At 72.9% G+C, this 24,560-nt stretch carries 23 protein-coding genes; 9 read left to right on the top strand and 14 right to left on the bottom strand.

Annotation, left to right across the window (positions count from 1 at the left end):
• Together panC and GT030_RS14560 are read right to left on the bottom strand one after the other, a co-directional pair.
• Positions 1–750, bottom strand: a 750-nt coding sequence (gene panC / locus GT030_RS14565) for a pantoate--beta-alanine ligase (protein WP_161201479.1), incomplete at its 3' end; no start/stop codon positions are given.
• Positions 747–1,730, bottom strand: a complete 984-nt coding sequence (locus tag GT030_RS14560) for a DUF2520 domain-containing protein (RefSeq protein ID WP_161201478.1) — start codon at positions 1,728–1,730, stop codon at positions 747–749. The genes GT030_RS14560 and panC, both read right to left, overlap by 4 nt.
• Before the next feature lie 168 nt (positions 1,731–1,898).
• Here GT030_RS14560 and GT030_RS14555 point away from each other — a divergent pair, with 168 nt between their 5' ends.
• Together GT030_RS14555 and GT030_RS14550 are read left to right on the top strand one after the other, a co-directional pair.
• Positions 1,899–3,065 carry a beta-eliminating lyase-related protein gene (locus GT030_RS14555; protein ID WP_161201477.1) on the top strand — a complete coding sequence of 389 codons (1,167 nt, stop codon included), beginning with the start codon at positions 1,899–1,901 and terminating at the stop codon, positions 3,063–3,065.
• A gap of 68 nt (positions 3,066–3,133) precedes the next feature.
• Positions 3,134–4,237 (top strand): DUF5937 family protein, encoded by a 1,104-nt coding sequence (locus GT030_RS14550; protein ID WP_161201476.1) that lies wholly within the window; start codon positions 3,134–3,136, stop codon positions 4,235–4,237.
• A gap of 3 nt (positions 4,238–4,240) precedes the next feature.
• Here the strand turns inward: GT030_RS14550 and GT030_RS14545 are convergent, their stop codons facing one another.
• A complete protein-coding gene (locus tag GT030_RS14545; RefSeq protein WP_030811253.1) occupies positions 4,241–4,912 on the bottom strand; it encodes a response regulator transcription factor in 672 nt (223 codons plus the stop codon).
• Between the two features lie 83 nt (positions 4,913–4,995).
• Positions 4,996–6,201 carry a sensor histidine kinase gene (locus GT030_RS14540; protein WP_161201475.1) on the bottom strand — a complete coding sequence of 402 codons (1,206 nt, stop codon included), beginning with the start codon at positions 6,199–6,201 and terminating at the stop codon, positions 4,996–4,998.
• A gap of 178 nt (positions 6,202–6,379) precedes the next feature.
• Here GT030_RS14540 and GT030_RS14535 point away from each other — a divergent pair, with 178 nt between their 5' ends.
• Positions 6,380–7,339 carry an SAM-dependent methyltransferase gene (locus tag GT030_RS14535; protein ID WP_161201481.1) on the top strand — a complete coding sequence of 320 codons (960 nt, stop codon included), beginning with the start codon at positions 6,380–6,382 and terminating at the stop codon, positions 7,337–7,339.
• Position 7,340: 1 nt separating this feature from the next.
• Here the strand turns inward: GT030_RS14535 and GT030_RS14530 are convergent, their stop codons facing one another.
• The 3 genes from GT030_RS14530 to GT030_RS14520 form a co-directional block, all read right to left on the bottom strand.
• Positions 7,341–8,489, bottom strand: a complete 1,149-nt coding sequence (locus GT030_RS14530) for an NADH-quinone oxidoreductase subunit D (RefSeq protein ID WP_161201474.1) — start codon at positions 8,487–8,489, stop codon at positions 7,341–7,343.
• A gap of 53 nt (positions 8,490–8,542) precedes the next feature.
• Positions 8,543–9,715, bottom strand: a complete 1,173-nt coding sequence (locus GT030_RS14525; protein ID WP_202460088.1) for a hypothetical protein — start codon at positions 9,713–9,715, stop codon at positions 8,543–8,545.
• A 95-nt stretch (positions 9,716–9,810) separates the two neighbouring features.
• On the bottom strand, positions 9,811–10,941 hold the full coding sequence (locus GT030_RS14520) for an alpha/beta hydrolase-fold protein (RefSeq protein ID WP_161201473.1): 1,131 nt from the start codon (positions 10,939–10,941) through the stop codon (positions 9,811–9,813).
• A gap of 221 nt (positions 10,942–11,162) precedes the next feature.
• On the opposite strand from GT030_RS14520, the gene GT030_RS14515 reads away from it, so the two are divergent.
• From GT030_RS14515 to GT030_RS14490, 6 genes are all read left to right on the top strand, one after another.
• Positions 11,163–12,977 carry a phosphatidylglycerol lysyltransferase domain-containing protein gene (locus tag GT030_RS14515; RefSeq protein ID WP_237522427.1) on the top strand — a complete coding sequence of 605 codons (1,815 nt, stop codon included), beginning with the start codon at positions 11,163–11,165 and terminating at the stop codon, positions 12,975–12,977.
• Between the two features lie 138 nt (positions 12,978–13,115).
• Positions 13,116–13,976 (top strand): dihydropteroate synthase, encoded by an 861-nt coding sequence (folP, locus tag GT030_RS14510; protein ID WP_161201471.1) that lies wholly within the window; start codon positions 13,116–13,118, stop codon positions 13,974–13,976.
• Positions 13,973–14,515 (top strand): nuclear transport factor 2 family protein, encoded by a 543-nt coding sequence (locus tag GT030_RS14505; RefSeq protein WP_161201470.1) that lies wholly within the window; start codon positions 13,973–13,975, stop codon positions 14,513–14,515. The genes folP and GT030_RS14505 overlap by 4 nt, the downstream gene beginning before the upstream one ends.
• Before the next feature lie 234 nt (positions 14,516–14,749).
• The gene (folB, locus tag GT030_RS14500) at positions 14,750–15,109 is read left to right on the top strand and encodes a dihydroneopterin aldolase (protein WP_161201469.1); all 360 of its coding nucleotides are present in this window, start codon (positions 14,750–14,752) and stop codon (positions 15,107–15,109) included.
• Positions 15,106–15,717 carry a 2-amino-4-hydroxy-6-hydroxymethyldihydropteridine diphosphokinase gene (gene folK / locus GT030_RS14495; RefSeq protein ID WP_161201468.1) on the top strand — a complete coding sequence of 204 codons (612 nt, stop codon included), beginning with the start codon at positions 15,106–15,108 and terminating at the stop codon, positions 15,715–15,717. Before folB ends, folK begins: the two co-directional genes overlap by 4 nt.
• A gap of 60 nt (positions 15,718–15,777) precedes the next feature.
• On the top strand, positions 15,778–16,266 hold the full coding sequence (locus GT030_RS14490; RefSeq protein ID WP_161201467.1) for a DUF3180 domain-containing protein: 489 nt from the start codon (positions 15,778–15,780) through the stop codon (positions 16,264–16,266).
• A 384-nt stretch (positions 16,267–16,650) separates the two neighbouring features.
• Here GT030_RS14490 and GT030_RS36425 read toward each other — a convergent pair whose 3' ends face one another.
• The 7 genes from GT030_RS36425 to dacB all read right to left on the bottom strand — a co-directional run.
• Positions 16,651–16,806 (bottom strand): hypothetical protein, encoded by a 156-nt coding sequence (locus GT030_RS36425; protein ID WP_237522425.1) that lies wholly within the window; start codon positions 16,804–16,806, stop codon positions 16,651–16,653.
• Between the two features lie 300 nt (positions 16,807–17,106).
• Positions 17,107–17,712 (bottom strand): GTP cyclohydrolase I FolE, encoded by a 606-nt coding sequence (gene folE, locus GT030_RS14480; RefSeq protein WP_161201466.1) that lies wholly within the window; start codon positions 17,710–17,712, stop codon positions 17,107–17,109.
• Between the two features lie 110 nt (positions 17,713–17,822).
• Positions 17,823–19,862, bottom strand: coding sequence for an ATP-dependent zinc metalloprotease FtsH (gene ftsH / locus GT030_RS14475; protein WP_161201465.1), 2,040 nt, complete (start codon positions 19,860–19,862; stop codon positions 17,823–17,825).
• Positions 19,863–20,056: 194 nt separating this feature from the next.
• On the bottom strand, positions 20,057–20,617 hold the full coding sequence (gene hpt, locus GT030_RS14470) for a hypoxanthine phosphoribosyltransferase (protein WP_161201464.1): 561 nt from the start codon (positions 20,615–20,617) through the stop codon (positions 20,057–20,059).
• 86 nt (positions 20,618–20,703) lie between these two features.
• Positions 20,704–21,807 carry a tRNA lysidine(34) synthetase TilS gene (gene tilS, locus GT030_RS14465; protein WP_161201463.1) on the bottom strand — a complete coding sequence of 368 codons (1,104 nt, stop codon included), beginning with the start codon at positions 21,805–21,807 and terminating at the stop codon, positions 20,704–20,706.
• A gap of 168 nt (positions 21,808–21,975) precedes the next feature.
• Positions 21,976–23,115 carry a zinc-dependent metalloprotease gene (locus GT030_RS14460; RefSeq protein ID WP_161201462.1) on the bottom strand — a complete coding sequence of 380 codons (1,140 nt, stop codon included), beginning with the start codon at positions 23,113–23,115 and terminating at the stop codon, positions 21,976–21,978.
• A gap of 237 nt (positions 23,116–23,352) precedes the next feature.
• Positions 23,353–24,560, bottom strand: a 1,208-nt coding sequence (gene dacB, locus GT030_RS14455; RefSeq protein WP_161201461.1) for a D-alanyl-D-alanine carboxypeptidase/D-alanyl-D-alanine-endopeptidase, incomplete at its 5' end; no start/stop codon positions are given.

Here is a 24,560-nt window from a genome sequence, read left to right as displayed (position 1 = left end):
GTGCGCGTCGGCCGCCGCCCGCGACTCGCCTATGGCGCTCAGCGCCTCGGCACGCGCGTGCGTGGACGGCACTTCGAGGGCCCGCGCGCGGAGGGCCTCCTGGGCCGCGTGCCGGTCACGGCCGGCGAACAGGGCGCGGGACAGGGTGAGGGCGGTGGCGCGCTCCTCGGGGGCGAGGTAGCGGTTGCGGCTGGACAGGGCGAGCCCGTCCTCCTCGCGGACCGTGGGCACGCCGACGATCTCCACGCCGAAGTTGAGGTCCCGGACCATGCGCCGGATGAGCGCCAGCTGCTGGGCGTCCTTCTGCCCGTACAGCGCCACGTCGGGCCGGGTGAGGTGCAGCAGCTTGCCGACGACGGTGAGCATGCCGTCGAAGTGGCCGGGGCGGATGGCGCCCTCCAGCCGGCCGCCCATGGGGCCCGCGGTGATGCGCACCTGGGGCTCGCCGCCCGGGTAGACCTCCTCCACCGACGGGGCGAACACCGCGTCGGCGCCCGCGCGTCCGGCGAGGCGGAGGTCGGCGTCCAGGGTGCGCGGGTAGCGGTCGAGGTCCTCGCCGGCGCCGAACTGGAGCGGGTTGACGAAGACGGTGACGACGACCTCGCCGTCCGGCCCGGCGATCTCACGGGCGGTGCGGATCAGCGTGGCGTGGCCCTCGTGCAGGGCGCCCATGGTCATCACGACGGCACGGCGGCCGTGGCGCACGCGGGCGTGCAGCTCGTCGGCGGTGCTCAGCAGGGCGGTGGTCATCGGTCGTTCCCCTCGAGGCCGTTCTCGTCGTCGTCCGCGCCGGTGCCGGTGCCGGGCGCGCTGCCGGTGCCGGTGCCGGTTTCCTGGTCGGCGAGCACGCCGAGCAGGTCCTCGGCCAGCTCGGCCTGGAGCAGGCCGTGGGCGAGGGCGCGGTCGGCGGTGGCACGGGCCATCGCCACGTACCCGGCGACGGTCTGCGGGGAGTGCTCGCGCAGCTCGGCGATGTGCGCGGCGACCGTGCCCGCGTCCCCGCGCGCGACGGGGCCGGTGAGGGCCGCGTCACCGGAGCGCAGCGCGTTGTCCAGGGCGGCGCCCAGCAGCGGGCCCAGCATCCGGTCGGGGGCGCCGACCCCGGCCGTGCGCAGCAGCTCCATGGACTGGGCGACCAGGGTGATCAGGTGGTTGGAGCCCAGGGCGAGGGCCGCGTGGTAGAGCGGGCGGCTCTCCTCGCTGATCCACTCCGGCTCACCGCCCATCTCGATGACCAGGGCCTCGGCCGCGAGCCGCAGCTCCTCGGGCGCGGTGACGCCGAAGGAGCATCCCGCGAGGCGCTGGACGTCGACGGGGCTGCCGGTGAAGGTCATCGCCGGGTGCAGCGCGAGCGGCAGCGCGCCCGCGCGCAGGGCCGGGTCGAGCACCGAGACGCCGTAGCGGCCCGAGGTGTGCACGAGGAGCTGGCCGGGGCGGACGGCGCCGGTCTCGGCGAGGCCGGTGACCAGGCCCGGCAGGGCGTCGTCGGGGACGGTGAGCAGCACCAGGTCGGCGCGCCGGAGGACTTCGGCCGGCGGCACCAGGGGCACGCCGGGCAGCATCTTCTCGGCGCGCCTGCGGGAGGCGTCGGAGACGCCGGAGACGGCCACCGGGCGGTGTCCGGCGAGCTGCAGGGACGCGGCCAGGGCGGGGCCCACGCGTCCGGCGCCGACGACGCCGACGGTGAGCCGCGCGGGGCGGTCCTGGGTGTCTGAGGGGTGTGTACTCACGCGACCGTGGCCTTCCCGTTCCAGTCCGCTCTGGGTACCGGACGATTTCTCGTCATGTTAACGCTATCCGGCGACCGGCCCCCCGTTGTCCACAGGCTGTGGGCCGCCGCACCGGCCCGTCCGGAAACCGGGTACCCGCGCGGGGCCCGGCGCGGCATGATCCCCCGCATGAGCGACACGACCGAGGACGAACAGCGACCGTCGATACGAGAGCGGCGCCGGACCGCGATACGCATCGCGCCGCGCGTGCTGTCGCGCGGCGGCTGGCGCGGCACCCTCCGCGAACGCCTCACCGAGCTGACGGAGGCGGCCCCCGAGGCGTACGACCTGGACGAGCCCGCCGACGTCTACGGAGACGGCGTGGTGGCCGCCCTGGAGCGCCGGGTCGCGGAACTGCTCGGCACCGAGGCCGCCGTGTTCTTCCCGACCGGCACCATGGCCCAGCAGGTCGCCCTGCGCTGCTGGGCCGGGCGTACCGGCAACCCGGCCGTCGCCCTGCACGCCCTGTCCCACCCCGAGGTGCACGAACGCCATGCGTTCAGCCAGGTCAGCGGGTTGCGCCCGGTCACCGTGAGCCAGGAGCCGCGCCCGGTGACGGCGGCCGACGTGCACGGCCTGGACGAGCCCGTCGGCGCTCTCATGCTGGAACTCCCGCTGCGCGACGCCGGGTTCCTGCTGCCCTCCTGGGAGGAGCTGACCGGGGCGGTCGACGCCGCGCGGGAGCGCGAGGCGGTGGTGCACTTCGACGGCGCCCGCCTCTGGGAGGCCACGGAGCACTTCGGCCGCCCCCTGGAGGAGATCGCGGCCCTGGCCGACAGCGTCTACGTGTCGTTCTACAAGTCCCTCGGCGGCCTGGGCGGCGCCGCGCTCGCCGGCCCCGCGAGTCTCGTGGAGGAGGCGCGCACCTGGCGGCACCGGTACGGGGGCATGGTCTTCCAGCAGTTCCCCACCGCGCTCTCCGCCCTCGCCGGCCTGGACCGTGAGCTGCCGAGGCTCCCGGAGTACGTCCGCCACGCGCGCGTGGTCGCCGCCGCGCTGCGCGAGGGGTTCGCCGAGGCCGGGCTGCCCTGGGCGCGGGTCCACCCCGAGGTGCCGCACACCCACGACTTCCAGGTCTGGCTCCCGTTCGACCCGGAGGTCCTCGCGGAGGCGGCGGTACGGCAGGCCGAGGAGACCGGCACCCTGCTGTTCGCCGGCGGCTGGGACTCCCGCGGCCCCGGCCTCTCCTTCACGGAGACCGGGGTCCGCGCCGAGGGCCTGGAGTGGACGGCACGGGACGTACGGGACGCGGCGGTGGACTTCGCCGGACGGCTGGGCGGAGACACCGGCCCCTGACGTCCCGTCGATTGACGGCGGCCGTCAATCCGGGGGGCGTTGTCAGTGGTGGGGGGCACCATGGGCACATGAGCGTGACCATCGACGTCAAGGGGCTCCCGGCGGAGCGGATCTCCGTGGTGCCCTCACCGCTGGCCGAGCTGGGGATGGCATTGCACGCGCTCAGCGAGCCCGGTCACCATCCGGACCTCCAGGGGTGGGTGACGGCCGTGTCCAGCTGGCTGGACCCGTGCCTGGCCGACCGCCTCTGCGAGGCGGACTTCCTGTGGCGCACCACGTTCTCCGACGTGTTCGCCCCCTTCGCCGGACTCCCCGGCCGGCGCGGGCTGCCGGGCGGCACGCTCGCCGAGGAACTCGACCTGCTGGACAAGCTGACGGACGAGCAGTTCGTGGACGCGGCTCTGGAGTTCACCTGCCACTCCCAGTACTCCCGGCAGAGCCTCGGCCCGCTGGGCGACCCGGAGCTGCGCCGCCGCGCCCTGGACCTGGCCGCCGCGCGCGGTGCCGTCCAGGAGCGGTTCGCCCGGCGCCTGCTGGCGGACCCGCCGACGGTCCGCGCCTGGTTCCGCCAGTTGGTGCTCGACTGCGACGAGGCGTTCTTCGCCGACACCTGGGCCCGCCTGCAGCCCGGCCTCGCCGCCGACGCCCGGCACAAGACCGAGCTGCTGCGCCGCAAGGGCCCCGCCGAGGCCCTCTCCTCGCTCTCCGGCGCGGTGTCGCTGGACGAGGAGGCCGGGCTCATCACGGTCGACAAGCTCCTGGTGGGCCGGGGCACCACCGGTGACGGCGGGCTCGTCCTGGTGCCGACCAGCCTCGGGTGGCCGCACGTGATGGTGCTGCACCGGTACAACTGGCAGCCCGTCATCACCTATCCCGCCAAGGCCACCCGCCCCAAGGCGCCCACCGTCGAGCAGCTGACCCTGCGCATGGAGGCTCTCGCCCACCCCGCGCGCCTGCGCCTGTGCCGCCACCTCGCCCGCAGCCCGCACAGCACCAGCGAACTCGCCGACGCGCACGGCATGTCCGCGCCCGAGATATCCCGCCACCTGGCCGTCCTCAAGAAGGCCGGCCTGATCACCAGCTGCCGCCAGGGCCGTTATGTCCAGCACCAGCTGGACCTGGCCGCCGTGTCCCGGCTGGGCAGCGACTTCATCGAGGGCGTACTGCGCTGAGCCTCAGGGCTGCCCGCCCGCACGGACCAGCCCGGTCTCGTAGGCGAGGACGACCACCTGGACCCGGTCGCGCAGCCCCAGCTTGGTGAGGATGCGGCCCACATGGGTCTTCACCGTGGCCTCGGAGAGGACCAGCCGGGCGGCGATCTCGCCGTTGGAGAGCCCCTGGGCGACCAGCACCATGACCTCGCGCTCGCGCTCGGTGAGCCGGGACAGCTCCGCGTGCCGGGGCTCCTGCACTGCCGAGGGCAGCATCGGGGCGAACCGGTCGAGCAGCCGGCGCGTGGTGGAGGGCGCCACGACCGCGTCCCCGCTGTGCACCGCGCGGATCGCGCTGAGCAGCTCGCCCGGCGGGACGTCCTTGAGCATGAAGCCGGAGGCGCCCGCCTTCAGCCCGGAGAACGCGTACTCGTCCAGGTCGAACGTGGTCAGGATGAGCACCTTGGGCGGCTCGGGCTCAGAGCAGATCCGCCGCGTGGTCTCCACCCCGTCCAGCTTGGGCATGCGCACGTCCATCAGAACCACGTCCACCGGCGTGGTGCGCAGCACCTGGAGCGCCTCCACCCCGTCGCCCGCCTCCGCGACGACCTCCATGTCCGGCTGGGCGGCGAGCACCATCCGGAAACCGGTGCGCAGCAGCACCTGATCGTCGACGAGCATCACGCGGATCGCCATCGGGGTCCTCTTCCGTGTCCTTCTCGGGGGTGCGAACTTCGGGTGTGCGGGCTGGGGTGCGCGGGGCGCGTGCGTGACAGGTGTCAGTGCGCCGGTTTCAGCGGGAGCAGCGCGCTGATGCGGAAGCCGCCCCCGGGGCGCGGTCCGGCGTCCAGGGTGCCGCCGACCATGCCGACCCGCTCCCGCATGCCGATCAGGCCGTGTCCCTGGCCGTCCGCGCCGCCCTCCTCGTACAGCTCGTGCGGCGCGCCCTTGCCGTCGTCCTCGACCAGCAGGCCGAGCCCGTCGTCGAAGTACACCAGCCGGACGCTGGCGCCCGCCTCGGGCCCACCGTGCTTGCGGGTGTTGGTGAGCGCCTCCTGCACGATCCGGTACGCGGTCAGCTCCACCCCGCTGGGCAGCGGGCGCGGGGTGCCCTCGACCTTGAAGTCCACCGGCAGCCCGGCGTCACGGCACTGCTCGACCAGGTCGTCGATCTGCTCCACGTCGGGCTGCGGGACGTACTCACCGCTCTCCTGGTGCTCGCCGGTGCGCAGCACGCCCAGCAGGCGGCGCATCTCGGCCAGCGCCTGGCGGCCGGTGGAGGAGATCGTCTCCAGCGCCTGGCGGGCCTGGTCGGGGGCGGCGTCCAGGACGTAGGCGGCGCCGTCGGCCTGCACCACCATGACCGAGACGTTGTGCGCGACCACGTCGTGCAGCTCGCGGGCGATCCGGGCGCGCTCAGCGGCGACCGCGACCTTGGCCTGCGCCTCGCGCTCCTTCTCCAGCCGGGCGGCGCGCTCCTCGAGCTGGGCGAAGTAGGCGCGGCGGGTGCGCATGGAGTCGCCGAGCACCCAGGCCAGCGCGAACGGCACCGTCTGGAACACGGCGAGCGCGATCTGGCCGAGCCCGCTGACCTGCTCGTTCGGCCAGCGCAGTTGCGCCAGCGAGGCCGCGACCAGGCTGGTGGCGAGCGCCAGCCGGGAGGCCCACAGGGCGCCGCTGGCGGCAACCGTGTAGACGACCACCAGCATGGTGAAGTCGGCGACGACCGGCTCGACGTCCAGGATGAGCTGCGCCAGCCCGGTGGCCAGCACCGCGACCAGCATCAGCTCCGGCAGCCGGCGGCGCAGGGCCAGGATCACGCACAGCACGGTGGAGATCGTCCAGGCCGCGGCGAAGGAGCCGTGGTGGTGCGGGGTGCCGTCCATGTTCACCACGCTCACGCCGGAGAGCCCGAGCAGGACGACGGCCCAGAAGCAGTCGACCCACGTGGGGTGGCGGCGGAGGAAGTCATAGAGGCGCTGCACCTCATCAGCGTAAGGAAACCCGGTGCGCGCACGGGTCAGCCGGAGGGGCGATCCGTGCCCGGCACACGTACGCCGCAGGGTGGATGCCCCGGTCCTCTGTACGCATAGGCCGACCCGGCGGTTGTACGCCTAGGCTGACCCGGTGCGGGAGACATCGGAGCAGGGCTGGCGGGACGCCATGGAGGGGGCGCTGTACGGCCCCCGGGGCTTCTACCGGCGCCCCGAGGGGCCCGCGGGTCACTTCCGCACCTCCGTGCACGCCTCGCCGCTGTTCGCCACCGCCGTGGCCCGGCTGCTGTGCCGGGTGGACGCGGCGCTGGGACGGCCCGCGGTGCTGGACTTCGTCGATCTCGGTGCCGGGCGCGGGGAGCTGGTCCAGGGGGTGCTGGCCGCGCTGCCGGACGAGGTGGCGGCGCGCACGCGGGCGTACGCCGTGGAGGTCGCGGACCGGCCCGCGGGGCTGGACGGGCGGATCGCGTGGCGGGCCGAGGTGCCCAAGGCGGTCACCGGGCTGCTGTTCGCCAACGAGTGGCTGGACAACGTGCCCGTGGACGTGGCCGAGACCGACCGCGCGGGCGTGGCCCGGCTGGTACGGGTCGCGCCGGACGGCACCGAGCGGCTCGGGGATCCGGTCTCGGGCGCGGAGGCGGAGTGGCTGGCCCGCTGGTGGCCGCTGGCCGCCGAGGAGGGACTGCGGGCGGAGATCGGGCTGCCGAGGGACCGGGCCTGGGCGGCAGCCGTCGGCCGGGTGGAGCGCGGGCTCGCGGTGGCCGTGGACTACGCCCACACCCTCGGCACCCGCCCGCCCTACGGCACGCTCACCGGGTTCCGGGCGGGCCGGGAGACGGCACCCGTGCCCGACGGGACCTGCGACATCACCGCGCATGTCGCCCTGGACGCCTGCGCGGCGGCCGGGAGCGGCCACGGCACCCCCCGCCTGCTCACCCAGCGCGAGGCCCTGCGCGCGCTGGACGTCACCGGCGTCCGCCCCCCGCTCACCCTGGCCACCGCGGACCCCGCCGCCTACGTACGCGCCCTCGCGGGCGCCGGAGCCGCCGCGGAGCTCACCGCACCGGGCGGCCTCGGCGACTTCGGCTGGCTCCTCCAGCCGGCCGGGCTGCCCGAACCGCCCCTGTGACCTACTTGTCGATGTCGCCCACGACGAAGAACAGCGAACCCAGGATCGCCACCATGTCGGAGACCAGCGTCCCCGGCAGCAGCTCACCCAGCACCTGGATGTTGTTGTACGACGCCGACCGCAGCTTCAGCCGGTACGGCGTCTTCTCGCCCTTGCTGACCAGGTAGTAGCCGTTGATGCCGAGCGGGTTCTCGGTCCAGGCGTAGGTGTGTCCCTCGGGCGCCTTCAGCACCTTGGGCAGCCGCTGGTTGACCGGGCCGGGCGGCAGCTCCGCGAGCCGGTCCAGACAGGCGTCCGCGAGGTCGAGCGCGTTGTGGGTCTGCTCCAGCAGCACCTCGAAGCGGGCCAGGCAGTCGCCCTCGGTCCGGGTGACGACCTTCAGGGTGTCCTGGAGGGCCCCGTAGGCGAGGTACGGCTCGTCGCGGCGCAGGTCGAAGTCGACGCCCGAGGCGCGCGCGATGGGCCCGCTCACGCCGTACGCGTGCACGGCCTGAGGGGTGAGCGCCCCCACGCCCCGGGTGCGCCCCCGGAAGATCTCGTTGCCGAGGACCAGGTCGTCGAAGACGTCCATGCGGGAGCGGACGGCGGCCACCGCGTCCCGCGCGCGGCCGGTCCAGCCGTCGGTGAGGTCCTCCTTGAGGCCGCCGACCCGGTTGAACATGTAGTGCATGCGCCCGCCGGAGACCTCCTCCATCACGTTCTGGAGCACCTCGCGCTCCCGGAACGCGTAGAAGACCGGCGTGATCCCGCCCAGCTCCAGCGGATAGGAGCCGAGGAACATCAGGTGGTTGAGGACCCGGTTCAGTTCGGCGAGCAGGGTCCGGGTCCACACCGCGCGCTCGGGCACCTCCATGCCGAGCATCCGCTCGACGGCGATGACCACGCCCAGCTCGTTGGAGAATGCCGACAGCCAGTCGTGGCGGTTGGCCAGCATGATGATCTGCCGGTAGTCACGGGCCTCGAACAGCTTCTCCGCGCCCCGGTGCATATAGCCGATCACCGGCTCGGCGCGCTGGATGCGCTCGCCGTCCAGCACCAGCCGCAGCCGGAGCACGCCGTGCGTGGAGGGGTGCTGGGGGCCGATGTTGAGCACCATGTCGGTGCTCTCGGCGGCACCGCCGATCCCGACCGTGGTCTCCGTGGCAGTCATGCGTCCCAGTCTCCCCTACGCGCGCGTGCGCGGCGGATACGGGCGGCGCGAGGTCAGGAGGCCGCGCTGCGCAGCCCCTCCACGTCGATGTGCTCGGTCTCGTCGTGCGCGGTCAGATCGATGACCTGGCCCACGTCGTAGGTGCCCGCGGGCTTGTACGCCGTCCCGGCGTCCGCCTTGTGCAGGGCGAGGGCCTCCTGCCCGACCACGTCGGCCAGGTCCTCGTTGCGCACGTCCAGCGCCGCCGAGGTGTCCTTCTGCGTACCGAAGAAGTCGAACCCGCCCTCGACCAGCGGGCGCCGGGAGGGCGCGGCCGGTACGACGGCGACGGCGGTCGGCACGGTGAAGTGCCCGGCGGGCCGCTGTCCGGTGGACCGGGCGGGCACCACAGCCGTTTCGGCGGTGTGCGCCTGCGCCTCCTCCGGCATCTCGCCGGGGGTGGTGTGCGCCTCGGTCACTTCGTCTTCGGCGTCCACGGGTCCCAGACCCTCGGCGGCGGTGTGGTCGCCGGTGTCGTCGGCCCCGGTACCCGCGCTGTCCGGATCTCCTTTGGCGACGGCTTCCACCTCGGACCCCGCCTCGGCCTCGGTCTCGGCCCGGGTCTCGGCCTCGGGCTCCTCCACCGACCGCTCCAGCCGCGCCAGTGCGGTCGCGGCCTTCAGGTACAGCTCCTCTGCGGAGACGGCCTCCGCGGCCCGCGGGGCCTCGGTGGTGTCCACCGCGGCCTCCGCGCTCGGCCCGGCCGGCAGCGCGAGCGTGCCGGACTCCGGCACCGCCTCGATCTCCAGCAGCCGCCGCCCCTCCAGCGCGCTGGCGCGCTCGGTCTCCGCGGTGGCGTACCGGCGCAGCAGGGAGGCGTGTTCGTTGCGCAGCCCGGCCAGTTCGGCGCGCTTGGCCCGCAGGCGCCGCTCCAGCTTGGCGCGCAGCTCGCGCGACTCCTCCAGGTCGGTCTCCAGTTCGGCGACCCGTTCGTCGTACCGCCATTCGTCGCTGACCCGCGCGCGGGTCAGCTCGGCGACCTGCTTGCCCGCCTGCGCGTCCCACTGGCGCATCACGACCGCGCCGCCGACCGCCGTGAGCGCGGCGACGCCGGCCAGGGCGCGCACCACCCCGAGGGAGGAGAACACCCAGGGCGCCAGCGCGCAGACGACGGCGACACCGGCGATCGCGGAGGGAGGCAACAGCCGGTGCAGAGGCGGTGAATGGCGGTGGCGTCCACGTGGCATGGCCAGAAACTTACCGCGCGTAGGCGCCTCATGGGCCCCCGAGGCCCAAAAATCCGGCCACGGCAAGGGCTTCACGGGGTTTCAGCACCTCCGGCTCAACGGTCGCTGAGCTGCCCGCTGAGCCACTGGAGGGCGGGCGGGACCTCGCGCCGCCAGGTGTTGAAGTTGTGTCCGCCGCTCTCCAGGATGATGGAGGAGATCCTGGTCCGGCCGGTGGCGCGTACCTCATTCACGAACCTGAGCGTGTCCCGGTAGTTGTGTTCGCCGATCTTGCTGCTGGTGACGAGCAGGGAGGTGTCGGGCGCCGGTTCGTGCGCGAGCAGCCAGTGCAGATCGGCGTGATCACGCAGGCTGCGGTCGCCGTGGAAGAGGTCGCCGGTGGTGGGGTCGAGGGGCGCGGTGTAGTACGCCGACAGGCCGGCGCCGGCCGCGTAGACGTCCGGGTGGCGCATGGCGAGCTTGAGGGAGCAGTAGCCGCCGGTGGAGTCGCCGATGATGCCCCAGCTTCCGGGGCGGGCACCGGCCCGGTAGTGCGCGAGGACGGCCTCGGGGAGGTCCTTGGCGAAGAAGGTCTCGGTCTGCGGGCCCTGCGGGATGTCCACGCACTCGGTGTCGCGCGGGGGCGCCACGGTGGGCCGCAGCATCACCAGGATCATCGGCTGCGCCCGCCCGTCCTTGGCCAGGCCCCGCGCGACCGCCGGGTACTTGAGCTTGGTGACGAGCGCCTGCGCGGTGCCGGGGTAGCCGGTCAGCACCACCGAGACCGGGAACGTACGGGTGCGGAACCGGGACTGGAAGTACTCCGGGGGCAGATAGACGTAGGCCGGGGTGGCGATGCGGGAGACCCGGCCGACGATGTCGACCTTCTGGACCTGGCCCACCGCCGTGGCCCGCGAACCGGCGTCACCCGGCGGGGACTTGATGCTCAGCACCCGGAGCGGACCGCCCGCGCCGGTGGTCGTCGCCGACTGGTCGACCAGGACGCCCTGTTGGGTCTCCCGGCCGAGCAGGTCGTCCCAGCCCGCGTAGAAGCCGAAGCTCTGGTTGGCGGCCACCCCGAGGGAACAGATGAGCGCCAACTGGGTGGCGAGCAGCAGGCCGATCCGGCCGCCGAGGGCCGCCCAGCTCCGCCGGGCCAGGCGCGGCCACAGCCACAGCGTGGCCCCGAACAGCACCACGGCGACCGCCACCGCCAGCACCAGAAGTGAGTTGCTCGTGAGACCCATGACTGTTCCTGCCTGCGCTTTCCGCCTCGGACACCGTGCCGCGGCACGGACTTGCCCCAGGCTTTCCTTGACCTTTGACCCGACTTTCCGGAGCGGGAGGAACCTGTCTCCCCAAGACACCGTCCTAGAGGGCGCAATGTCACCGGATGCCCGATCGGCACCGGGTTTCAAGGTCTCTCGCAGAGCTACGGGATGCGATGTCTGTCAGGATAGATGGGGAATTGTCAGGCGGGGTTCCGCGGGGTTCGAACCGGGCGCGGCGCATACTGCGCGGCCCCCGCGCCGAGACCGTCCCCACCCTGATCGGCCGGGCGTGCGCCCTCGTCGGCCTGCTCGACATCGCGGCGGGCGTGTTCCCGCGCTTCCGTCACAGCCGTATGCACGCGATCGCGGAGGCGCTGCCCGGCTCCTTCGGGCCGTTCGCCGCGGCCCTCTCGCTCAGCGCGGGCGTGCTGCTGCTCCTGCTCGCGCACGGGCTCAAACGCCGCAAGCGGCGCGCCTGGCGGGCCGCCGTCGTCCTGCTGCCGGCCGGCGCGGTCGCCGAGTTCGTGTACCGGCACTCGCTGCTCGGCGTGCTCATCTCGGTCGCGCTCCTGGTGCCGCTCCTGCGCCACCGCACCGAGTTCGGCGCACTGCCCGACCCGCGCAGCCGCTGGCGGGCGCTGGCCAACTTCGTCCTCATGAGCGCCGGTTCCCTCGTCCTCGGACTGGTCATCGTCAGCGTCCACCCCGACCGGACTCTCGGCGACCCGAGCCTGGCCGATCGGCTGACCCACGTCGTCTACGGCCTGTTCGGCTTCGAGGGCCCCGTCGACTACCAGGGCAGCACCTCCTGGACGGTCGCCTTCTCCCTCGGCGCCCTCGGCTGGCTCACCGCCGTCACCACCAGCTACCTCGCCTTCCGGCCCGAACACCCCGCCGCCCGCCTGACCGAGGAGGACGAGGCGCGCCTCAGGGACCTGCTGGACCGGCACGGCCGGCGCGACTCCCTCGGCCACTTCGCGCTGCGCCGGGACAAGGCCGTCGTCTTCTCCCCCAGCGGCAAGGCCGCCGTCACCTACCGGGTCGTCTCCGGCGTGATGCTGGCCAGCGGCGACCCCATCGGGGACGTGGAGGCCTGGCCCGGCGCCATCGAGCGCTTCATGGACGAGGCCAAGGCCCACTCCTGGACCCCCGCCGTCATGGGCTGCTCGGAGACGGGCGGCGAGGTGTGGACCCGTGAGACCGGCCTGGACGCCCTGGAGCTGGGCGACGAGGCGGTGGTCGACGTCGCGGATTTCTCCCTCGCCGGACGCGCGATGCGCAATGTGCGCCAGATGGTCAAGCGCATCGAGCGGGCCGGCTACGAGACCCGCGTCAGGCGCGTCCGTGACCTCTCCGACGGCGAGCTGGAGCGCGTACGGCTGGCCGCCGAGGACTGGCGGGGCACCGACAACGAGCGCGGCTTCTCCATGGCCCTCGGCCGCATCGGCGACCCCGCCGACGGCGACTGCCTGATCGCCACCGCCCACAAGCAGGACGACACACCCGGCCCGTACGGCGATCTGAAGGCGATTCTGCACTTCGTGCCGTGGGGTGAGGACGGCGTGTCGCTGGACCTGATGCGCCGTGACCGGCTGGCCGACCCCGGCATGAACGAGCTGCTCATCGTCGCCGCCCTCCAGGCCGCGCCGAAGCTCGGCATCACCCGGATCTCGCTCAACTTCGCCATGTTCCGCTCCGCCCTCGCGCGCGGCGAGAAGATCGGCGCCGGGCCGGTGCTGCGGGCCTGGCGGGGGCTGCTGGTGTTCCTCTCCCGCTGGTTCCAGATCGAATCGCTGTACAAGTTCAACGCCAAGTTCCAGCCCCGCTGGGAGCCCCGCTTCGTGGTCTACCGGGCCTCGGCCGACCTGCCCCGCATCGGCTTCGCCGCGATGCAGGCGGAGGGCTTCGTGGACCTCGCGCTGCCGCTGCCCCGCTTCCTGCGGCGCCGCCGGAACGCCGCCGCGCGGCCCTGCGCGCACCGCTCCCACGAGCACGGCGTACGGGCCGCCTGACCCGGCCGGACCAATCCCGCGCAGCTCGCGCGGAGGGCCGCGCAGACCCCGGACCGCCTTGCCGAGGCGGTCCGGAAGAGGCCGTTGCGTACCGACCCGCGCACCTTCGCCGTGCACGTCGGGGCCTACGCTGAACGTATGAAGAACCTCAGCGGGCGCGGCGAAGTGGCGGGTCTTCCGACGTATGACCGCTGCGCGGTCATGGGCGTCGTCAACGTCACCCCCGACTCCTTCTCCGACGGCGGCCGCTGGTTCGACACCACGGCCGCCGTCAAGCACGGGCTCGACCTCGCGGCCGAGGGCGCCGATCTGGTCGACGTCGGCGGCGAGTCCACCCGGCCCGGCGCGACCCGCGTCGACGAGGCCGAGGAGCTGCGCCGCGTGGTCCCCGTCGTGCGCGGGCTGGCCGCCGAGGGCGTGACGGTCTCCGTGGACACCATGCGCGCGGCCGTCGCCGAGCAGGCGCTCGCGGCGGGCGCCGTCCTCGTCAACGACGTCAGCGGCGGCCTCGCCGACCCCGCGATGCTGCCCGTGGTCGCACGGACCGGCGCCCCCTTCGTGGTCATGCACTGGCGCGGCCTCCTGGAGGGCGGCAACGTCCGGGGCGTCTACCAGGACGTCGTCACCGAGGTCTGCGACGAGCTGCACGCGCGCGTGGAGGCCGTCCTCGCGGCGGGCGTCGCCCCGGAGCGCGTCGTCGTCGACCCCGGCCTCGGCTTCTCCAAGGAGGCCGAGCACGACCTCGCCCTCCTCGCCCACCTCGACCGGCTCCACGCGCTGGGCCACCCCCTCCTGGTCGCCGCCTCCCGCAAACGCTTCCTCGGCCACGTCCTGGCAGGACCCGAGGGCCCCACCCCGCCGGCCCGCGAACGCGACGCCGCCACCGCCGCCGTCTCCGCCCTCGCCGCCCACGCCGGCGCCTGGGCCGTCCGCGTCCACGAGGTGCGCGCCACGGCCGACGCGGTCCGCGTGGCCCGCGCGGTGGAGGGCGCCCGGTGAGCGCCGCGGACGTGGACGTCGAAGAGGTGTCCGCCGCCAACACCTCCTTCTACGAGGCGATGGAGCGCGGCGACTTCGAGGAGGTGGCCGGGCTCTGGCTGGCCCCCGCCGACCTGGGCGTCGACGAGGAGTACCACGACCCCGCCGACACCGGGGTCGTCTCCTGCGTCCACCCCGGCTGGCCGGTGCTCACCGGGCGCGGCGAGGTGCTCAGGTCGTACGCGCTGATCATGGCGAACACCGACTACATCCAGTTCTTCCTCACCGACGTGCATGTCTCCGTCACCGGCAACACCGCGATCGTGAGCTGCACCGAGAACATCCTCAGCGGTGGGCCCGCGCCGGAGGAGGGCGAGGAGCTGGGGCCGCTGGTCGGGCAGCTCGTCGTCGCCACCAATGTGTTCCGGCGCACCCCCGAGGGCTGGAAGCTGTGGTCCCACCACGCCTCCCCGGTCCTCGCCACGTCCGAGGACGACGAGGAGGACGAGGAGGGCGGCGGCGACCAGGGCGTCGGGCCGGACGACGGCACGCTGGCCTGAGCCGTGGTCGGAATCACGTTCGCCGGGGTAAATGCGGCTACCACCGACGGCACGGCCGGTTCCCCCTGGGCGGACACCTGGGCAAACGCCCGGTGAACCCTTCCGGTACCGGCGCCGGGCCCCACCCCCTTGGCCCGGTCTTGTCCGTGCGCGCGGGTAGATTCGTCCAGGGCCGGTATGCCGCCCGAGCGCGGCAGCGACCGGCCGTTCCCGACGATTGCAGGAGTGATTCGCGTGGATCGTGTCGCGCTGCGGGGCCTGAAGGCCCGTGGGCACCACGGGGTGTTCCCCAAGGAACGCGAGGAGGGCCAGACCTTCATCGTGGACCTCGTCCTGGGTCTGGACACCCGCCCGGCCGCGGCCGACGACGACCTCACCAGGACCGTGCACTACGGCATCGTGGCCGAGGAGGCCGTCGCCGTGGTCGAGGGCGAGCCGGTCAACCTGATCGAGACCCTCGCCGAGCGGATCGCGCAGACCTGTCTGAAGCACGAGGGGGTCCAGGAGGTCGAGGTCTGCGTCCACAAGCCGGACGCCCCGATCACCGTCCCCTTCGACGACGTGACCGTCACCATCCTCCGGAGCCGAGCATGACCCGCCCCTTCCGCAAGGGTCACAGCGACCCGACCGTCCAGCCGGTGCCCGCGTCCGTCGTCCAGCAGGTCGACGACGCCGACTCCACCCTGCACAACCCCCAGCGGGCCGTCCTCTCCCTCGGCTCCAACCTCGGCAACCGCCTGGAGACCCTCCAGGGCGCCGTGGACGCGCTGGAGGACACCCCTGGCGTCCGCGTCAAGGCCGTCTCCCCGGTGTACGAGACCGAGCCGTGGGGCGTCGAGCCCGGCAGCCAGCCCTCGTACCTGAACGCGGTCGTGGTCCTCAAGACCACCCTGCCGCCGTCCTCGCTGCTGGAGCGGGCGCAGGCGGTCGAGGAGGCGTTCCACCGGGTCCGCGACGAGCAGTGGGGCCCGCGCACGCTGGACGTGGACATCGTGTCCTACGCCGACGTCACCTCCGCCGACCCCCGGCTCACCCTCCCCCACCCGCGCGCCCACCAGCGGGCCTTCGTCCTCGCCCCCTGGCACGACGTGGACCCCGCCGCCGAGCTGCCCGGCCAGGGCGCGGTCGCCGGTCTGCTGGCCGCCGTCACCCGCGACGGAGTCGCGCCCCGCGCGGATCTGGAACTCCGACTGCCCGAGTAGTCGTTAAGGTCGACAACGACCACGGGCCCGGCACGGTCCGGGGGGACCTGAAGGGACACCGTGAAACAGCTTCGCATCAGGGTGCTGGCAGGCGTGTTCGTCGTCGCCGGAGTCCTGTCCTGGGCCGGCGCGCGCCTCTGGAACTCGCTCGGCACCCTGCCCGGCGTACCGGTGGCCGCGCCCATCGTGCTCGCGCTGATCGCCGTGGTCCTGTTCGCCACGGCGCTCTCCCTGCGCGCCCGCCTCAAGGCCCAGCGCGAGCGCCGCCCCGACGCCAAGGGCGTCGACCCGATGATGGCCGCCCGCGCGGTTGTCTTCGGCCACGCCAGTGCGCTGGTCGCCGCCCTGGTCAGCGGCGTCTACGGCGGCACCGGCGTCCTCCTGCTGGAACTCCTCGACATCCCGGCCCGCCGTGACCAGGCCATCTACGCCGGCTTCTCCGTCCTCGCCGGCTTCGCGGTCATAGCGGCCGCCCTCCTCCTCGAACGCATCTGCCGCCTCCCGGAGGACGACGACACCCCGCCCACCGGGACGGAACCTGCGGCCTGAGCAGCTTTCACCAGGGCTGCCGGGCCAAGTGGCCGTTGATGAGGAAGCCGGGACGAGGGTCGAGCCGGAAGCCGTAGAGGGTGTACGGCTTGTCCCTCGTGACGCGACTACGCACCTGGTGCACCTGCGTCCACGACGACTCCCTCAGCTGAAGCGGGTGCCACTCCGCCCGGAAGGTGCCGCGGGACGGCCAACTGTCAGCCACGAAGAGCCGGGACGCCTTCCCGTCGGTACGCGGAGTGAACCTGGCCCCGACGATCCGGGCCAGCTCGGCGAGGAACGGGACGTTCGCACTGATCAGCGCACGAGCCGGCCAGGTGTTGACCTGACACCCGTCTCCGTCCCGATAACCGTCCAGGAACCCGTCGAAGGTCTCCCTGTCCCTCAGGAGACGTAATTGCCGCCGACTATGCCGTCGGCGCACGTGGCACCCACGACGTAGCCCAGCGGGTACCCCGGCGCGATGCTCAGCCGGACACGGTTCAGTTTCCGCGCCGGGGTCCAGGCCAGAACGGTGTCCTGAGCGTCCCGTGCGTGCACCCAGCCGTCCGCGTACTCAATAGCTGGTCCGGGGTCACGGTGAAGGTGACGTGCCCGGTCGTCACGTCGAGCACTTCGCGGGCCTGGACGGACGTCACCCCGGTGACCGTGGTCCGGACGGTTCGGCCGCCGTCCAGCGTCCAGAGGCGGCAGCCCACTCGCACATCACGGGCGCGCAGGCGCCCGCCGACCGCGTTCACCGTCTGTCTGCTCGGCAGACCGCCTTCCACCCTGCTTCCCCCCTCGGCCAGTGATCGGTCCACTGGCCGAGGAAGATAGCGGGCAGCACTGACAGTGGGGTCAGCGAGCCAGTATCAGGCTCATCGCCTCGGCGCGGGTGGTGGAGTCCCGGAGCTGGCCTCGGACCGCCGAGGTGGTGGTCTTCGCGCCGGGCTTGCGAATGCCGCGTACCGACATGCACATGTGCTCGGCCTCGATGACGACGATCGCGCCACGGGCTTCGAGAATGCCCATCAGGGAGTCCGCGATCTGGGTGGTGAGCCGTTCCTGCACCTGCGGCCTCCGGGCGAACACCTCGACCAGGCGCGCCAGCTTCGACAAACCGGTGATCTTGCCCGACTCGGCCGGGATGTAGCCGACGTGAGCCACCCCGTGGAAGGGCAGCAAATGGTGCTCGCAGAGGGAGACGATCTCGATGTCCTTCACCAGGACCATCTCGTCGTGCCCCAGGTCGAACGTGGTCGTCAGCACCTCCTCGGGCTTCTGCCGAAGCCCTGCCAGCAGCTCCCGGTACGCCCGTGCCACCCGTGCCGGGGTCTCCAGGAGGCCCTCGCGGTCGGGGTCCTCGCCGACGGCGATCAGGAGCTCGCGGACGGCGTTCTCGGCGCGTTTCTCGTCGAACTCGCCGATCGTGCCGTCTCCGGCCAGCGTCACGGGGTCGGTCATGTGGTGCCTCGTTCCTGTGGTCAAGCGCGCGGGCATGGTGAAATGCCGCGCCCCCCAGGCTAGAACCCGGGGGGCGCGGCATACATTCCGGCCAGTGGCCGAAGGGAGCGTCAGCTCTCGGGGCGGTCCTCGGGGGACGGCTCCGGGACCGGACCGCGCTCGGTCGTCGTGGACTTGACCGTGCTGATCGCGGGCGTCGAGCCGTTCGCGCCGTTGGTCAGTGCCAGCTCCCGGGGGGAGAGCACCGGCGGGCGGGTGGACGGCGTACGCCGCGAGGAGCCGGTCCAGGCCGGACGCGGCGGGCGCTTGTGGATCGACGCGAAGATCTCGGCGATCTCCTCCTTGCCCAGGGTCTCCTTCTCCAGGAGCGCCAGGACCAGGTTGTCGAGCACGTCCCGGTTCTCGACCAGGATCTCCCACGCCTCGTTGTGCGCGGTCTCGATGAGCTTCTTGACCTCTTCGTCGACCAGCCCGGCGACCTCTTCCGAGTAGTCGCGCTGGTGCGACATCTCACGGCCGAGGAAGGGCTCGGAGTTGTCGCCGCCGAACTTGATGGCGCCGAGCCGCTCGGTCATGCCGTACTGGGTGACCATCGCACGGGCCACGTTGGTGGCCTTCTCGATGTCGTTCGCGGCGCCGGTGGTCGGGTCGTGGAAGACCAGTTCCTCCGCGGCGCGTCCGCCCAGCATGTAGGCGAGCTGGTCGAGCATCTCGTTGCGCGTGGTCGAGTACTTGTCCTCGTCCGGGAGCACCATCGTGTAGCCCAGGGCGCGGCCGCGGGACAGGATGGTGATCTTGTGGACGGGGTCGGAGTTCGGCGAGGCCGCCGCGACCAGGGCGTGTCCGCCCTCGTGGTACGCGGTGATCTTCTTCTCCTTGTCCGACATGATCCGGGTCCGCTTCTGCGGGCCCGCGACCACACGGTCGATCGCCTCGTCCAGCGCCTTGTTGTCGATCAGCTTCTGGTCGCTGCGCGCGGTGAGCAGCGCGGCCTCGTTGAGCACGTTGGCCAGGTCGGCGCCGGTCATGCCGGGGGTCCGGCGGGCGACGGCGGCCAGGTCGACGTCGGGCGCGACCGGCTTGCCCTTCTGGTGGACCTTGAGGATCTCCAGGCGGCCCTGGAGGTCCGGCGGGTCGACCGCGATCTGCCGGTCGAAACGACCGGGACGCAGCAGTGCCGGGTCCAGGATGTCGGGCCGGTTCGTGGCGGCGATCAGGATGACGCCGCCCTTCACGTCGAAGCCGTCCATCTCGACCAGGAGCTGGTTCAGGGTCTGCTCGCGCTCGTCGTGACCGCCGCCGAGCCCGGCACCACGGTGCCGGCCGACCGCGTCGATCTCGTCGACGAAGACGATCGCCGGGGCGTTGGCCTTGGCCTGCTCGAACAGGTCGCGCACACGGGAGGCACCGACACCGACGAACATCTCGACGAAGTCGGAACCGGAGATCGAGTAGAACGGCACCCCGGCCTCGCCCGCGACGGCGCGCGCCAGCAGGGTCTTGCCGGTACCCGGGCGGCCGTACAGCAGCACGCCCTTGGGGATCTTGGCGCCGACGGCCTGGAACTTGGCCGGCTCCTGGAGGAACTCCTTGATCTCGTGGAGCTCCTCGACGGCCTCGTCACAGCCGGCGACGTCGGAGAAGGTGGTCTTCGGCGTGTCCTTGGTGATGAGCTTCGCCTTGGACTTGCCGAAGTTCATGACCCGCGAACCACCGCCCTGCATCTGGTTCATCAGGAACAGGAACACGACCACGATCAGGACGAAGGGCAGCAGGGTGAGCAGCACGCCGACGAACGGGCTCTGCTTCGAGGGAGAGACGGTGTATCCCTCGGTGATCTGCTTGTCCTGGTACTTGTTCTGCAGGGTCTGCGCCAGTGCCACGCCCTGGTCGCCGATGTAGCTCGCCTGGATCTTCGAGCTGTCCTTGACCTTGACGCCGTCCTTGAGCGTGACCTTGATGGTCTGCTCGTCACCGGTGGTCAGCTTGGCCGACTTGATCTTGTTGTCGTTGATCGCCGCAACGACCTGGCCGGTGTCCACCGTCTTGTAGCCGCCGGAATTGCCGACGACCTGCATCAACACGACCACGGCAAGGACGGCCAGCACGATCCACATGACCGGCCCACGGAAGTATCGCTTCACGTCCATCCACACGGAGCGGTGACGCCCCGTCCCTCCTGCCATAGTGAGTTTGATAAGACAGTTCTTCTGACGGTACCCCAGCCTCGTCGTCCGCAGCCGCACTCGGCGGCCCGGACGGACCACGGCCCGTCTTCCAATGCTCCAACGTCACGGAGCCCGCCGGGGTTCCCGATCTTCCCCGGCGGTGTGCACCGCTCGGGTCAGCCGCCGTAGACGTGGGGCGCGAGCGTACCGACGAACGGGAGGTTCCGGTACTTCTCGGCGTAGTCCAGGCCGTAGCCGACCACGAACTCGTTCGGGATGTCGAAGCCGGCCCACTCCACGTCGATGGAGACCTTGGCGGCGTCCGGCTTGCGCAGGAGCGTGCACACCTTCAGGGAGGCGGGCTCGCGCGAGCCGAGGTTGTTGATCAGCCAGGACAGGGTCAGCCCGGAGTCGATGATGTCCTCGACGATCAGGACGTGCCGGCCCTTGATGTCGGTGTCGAGGTCCTTGAGGATGCGGACCACACCGGAGGACTGGGTGCCCGCGCCGTAGGAGGACACGGCCATCCAGTCCATGGTGACGGGGGTGGACAGCGCACGCGCCAGGTCCGCCATGACCATGACGGCGCCCTTGAGGACACCGACGATCAGCAGGTCCTTGCCCGCGTACTCCGCGTCGATCTTCGCGGCCAGGTCGGCCAGCTTCGCGTCGATCTCTTCCTTGGTGATGAGCACCCGCTGGAGGTCGGCACCCATGTCTTTCGCGTCCACCCGCATCACTTTCGGTCGTCCCGCATTTACGGCCGCGCCGGCGGCCACCGGCAGGCCCGGCCCGTCGGAGTCGGGCTCCGGGGGTCGGGATTTCAGCCTTGCCGAATCACCAGTCTGCCACCCTGCCGCTGGGCGACGACCTTGCCCGGCAGATTGATGGCTCCCTGGCCGCGCCAGCCGGTGATCAGGCGGTCCATCTCCTCGATGTGCCGGGCGAAGAGCGAACCGGCCGGAGCGCCCGCCTCGATGGCGGCCCGGCGCAGCACCCGGCGGCGCACGGCGGGCGGCAGCGCGTAGAGCTTGGCGCACTCCAGCACACCCTCGGCGTCCCGTACGGAAGCCTCGGCCTGGCCGGCCCAGGCGTCCAGGGCGTCGGCGTCGTCGCGGGAGAGCTGGGCGGTGCGGGCCAGCGCCTCCACGACGCCCTTGCCGAGCGCCTTCTCCAGCGCGGGCAGGCCCTCGTGGCGCAGCCGGGAGCGGGTGTAGGCCGGGTCGGTGTTGTGCGGGTCGTCCCAGACGGGCAGCGACTGGACCATGCACGCCTTGCGGGCGGTCTGCCGGTCGAGCTGGAGGAACGGGCGCCGGTAACGGCCGTCGGCCCCCGAGACCGCGGCCATGCCGGACAGGGAGCGGATGCCGGAGCCGCGGGCGAGGCCGAGCAGGACGGTCTCGGCCTGGTCGTCCCGGGTGTGGCCGAGCAGGACGGCGGCGGCGCCGTGTCGCTCGGCGGCGGCGTCCAGGGCGGCGTACCGGGCGTCCCTCGCGGCTGCCTCGGGGCCGCCGTCGCGGCCCACGGTGACGGTGACGGACTCGACGGGGGCGAGGCCGAGTTCGCGCAGTCTGAGGGCGACCTCCTCGGCGCGCAGGGCGGAGCCGGGCTGGAGGCCGTGGTCGACGGTGACGCCGCCTGCGCGCAGGCCGAGGCGGGGGGCCTCGAAGGCGAGGGCGGAGGCGAGCGCCATGGAGTCGGCGCCGCCGGAGCAGGCGACGAGGACGAGCGGCGCGGTGGCGGGGGCGGGGCCCCGGTGGCGCTGCGCGGTGCTCGGCCCGCCGGTTCGGTGGGCGACGGCGACGGCACCGTGGCCGCTGCTGCCGTGAGCGGTGCTGCCGTGCTCGGCGGCCTGGCCGGTGGCGATGTCGTGGAGGACGCGGCGGACCGCCAGGCGTATCGCCGCGACCGCGGGATGGGGACCCATGTCCGGTTCCCTTCATGAAGTTTCGGGGGACGAGCCCGAAGTCCGGTCACTCAGAGTGCGTCGATGGTGACAGAAGCGGGCCCTTCCCCGAGCATTGCACGCCTACGCATGGCTGACGGTCCCTCGGACGGGTGATTGGAGGGGCGTTTCCCTGCCGTCCGCCCGCGCTCAGGGTTCAGTCGTGCGGTGCACACGCGCGACCCAGCCGGCCGGGTCGGAGATCTCGGCCTTGGTGGGCAGCGTGTTGGGCGAGGTCCACACCCGGTTGAAGCCGTCCATGCCGACCTCCTCGACGACCGCGCGGACGAAGCGCTCGCCGTCGCGGTACTGGCGCAGCTTGGCGTCGAGCCCGAGGAGCTTGCGCAGCGCGAGGTCGAGGCGGGAGGCGCCCTTGGCCCGGCGCTGCTGGAACTTCTCGCGGATCTCGGCGACGCTCGGCACGACGTCGGGGCCGACGCCGTCCATGACGAAGTCGGCGTGCCCCTCCAGCAGGGACATGACGGCGGTGAGGCGGCCGAGGATCTCCCGCTGGGCCGGGCTCTGGACCAGTTCCACCAGCGAGCGTCCGCTGTCCTCCTGCTCGCCCTCGGGCCGGCCCCCGGCGAGCGACTGGGCGGCGTCCCGGATGCGTTCGAGGAACGTCATCGGGTCGACGTCGGTCTCCGCGAGGAACGCCTGGATCTCGCCTTCCAGGTGGTCGCGGAGCCAGGGCACGGCGGTGAACTGGGTGCGGTGGGTCTCCTCGTGCAGGCACACCCAGAGCCGGAAGTCGTGGGGGTCCACGTCGAGTTCGCGCTCCACGTGGACGATGTTCGGCGCGACGAGCAGCAGCCGGCCGCCTCCGCCGGGGGCGGTGCCGGCGGGCAGGTCGGGGGCGGCGGGGGCGAAGGTCTCGTACTGGCCGAGGACGCGGGAGGACAGGAACGACAGCAGCATGCCGAGTTCCACGCCGGTCACCTTGCCGCCGACGGCACCGAGGACGGCGTTGCCCGCGCCGGGGCCGCGCCGCTCGTGCATCTTGTCGAGCAGCGGCCTCAGCAGCTCCCGGAACCCGGCGACGTTGGCCCGTACCCAGCCGGGCCGGTCGACGACCAGTACGGGGGTGTCGTGGACGTCCTCGGTCCCCATGCGGGTGAAGGCGCGGACGTGTTCCTCGGAGACCTTGGCGTGCCGGCGCAGTTCGGCCACCACCGCCCTGGCCTCGTCCCTGGTGATCTCCGGCCCCGGCCGCACGAGCCGCGTCGCGGTCGCCACCGCGAGGTTCCAGTCGACCATCCCCTGAGAAGCGGTGCCACCGAAGCTCGTCATGCGTCAACCGTACGTGAGCCCCCGCCGTCGGGGCAGTCCGCGAACCGGGCCGGGCCGGGGCCCCGGTGGCGGGGGTCCGGCGGGGACACGCCCGGTGTCCACGGGACGAGCCCGCGCCCGCACGGCGTGGCCGGGCGCCCCGGTCCGGCAGGTCGGCTGCGCGGACCCCCGCCCCGCCAGGGGCGGCCGGTGCGGGCCGTGTCCCGGCCGGCCGGACCCCCGGCGAACCGCCGGAGGCTAACCGCAGCCGCAGTTGGCCAGGGTGGTTGCCGTGTGGTCCAGGGCGGACTGGGCGGACTGGGGGTCGGTGGTGCCTGAGGTGAGGAAGGCGAAGGTGAGCAGGCGGCCGTCCTTGGTGACGACCGTGCCGGCGAGGGAGTTGACGCCGGTCAGGGTGCCGGTCTTGGCGCGGATGAGGCCGGCCGCGCCGCCGTCGGCGTAGCGCTCGGCGAGGGTGCCGGTGAACCCGCCGACGGGCAGGCCGGTGAGGACGGGGCGCAGGCCGGGCCGGGCGGGGGAGGCGGCGGTGGCGAGCAGCGAGGTCAGGAGGTCGGCGGTGAGCCGGTCCTTCCGGTCGAGCCCGCTGCCGTCGTGGAAGGAGGCGCCGCGCATCGGCAGCCCGAGCTTGGTCAGCCGGGCCGCGACGGCCTTGGCGCCGCCCGCGAAGCTGCCGGGCTGCCCGGAGGCGAGGGCGGTCTGCCGGGCCAGCGCCTCGGCGATGTCGTTGTCGCTGTTGGTCAGCATCCGCTCGACCACGTCGGACAGCGGGGGCGAGGAGACGGAAGCGAGGGTCGTCGCGCGGGAGGTGGCCTTGGAGGGGCCGGGCGGGGTCGCCTTGATCCCCGCCTCCTTCAGCAACGCCGCGAAGGTGCGGGCGGCCTCGGCGGCCGGGTCGGCCACGCGGGTCACCGGACCGCTGCTGGAGCTGTCCGTGCGGCCCTCGTCCGCGGTCAGGGCGGTGACCTCGGCGAGGTTGTCGTTGACGCCGATGGGGTGCTGCGAGGGACCGGAGTAGAGCGTCGTGTCGTAGGACAGCGTGACCTTCCCGACGCCCCGCTTCTTCAGCGCGGCGGCGGTGCCTGCGGCGAGGGTGCGCAGGCTCGCCCAGCCGCCGCTCGCCTTGTGCGCGGTGAGGGTGGGGTCGCCGCCGCCGACCAGGACCAGTTCGGAGGTGTCGGGGTCGAGCGCGGTACGGGTGGTCAGCCGGTGGTCGGGGCCGAGCGCGGACAGCGCGGCCACCGCGGTGGCGATCTTGGTGGTGGAGGCCGGCGTGAACGCCTGGTCGGAGTGGGTCCCGTAGAGGCGGCTCCCGGTGGTCACGTCCACGACGGCCGCGGCCTGGCCCTCGCCGAGGGCGGGGGCGGCCAGCAGGGGGCCGAGGACGCCCGCGATACGGCTCGGCGGCACCTTGCCGGACTTCGCGGGCTCCGCGGCGCCGCCGAGCG

The organism is Streptomyces sp. SID1328 (genome assembly GCF_009865595.1).
In the GTDB taxonomy this organism is placed as follows: Bacteria; Actinomycetota; Actinomycetes; order Streptomycetales; family Streptomycetaceae; genus Streptomyces; species Streptomyces griseoluteus.
The sequence above is the reverse complement of the archived record's forward strand: the minus strand, read 5'-3'. Positions and strand labels throughout refer to the sequence as shown.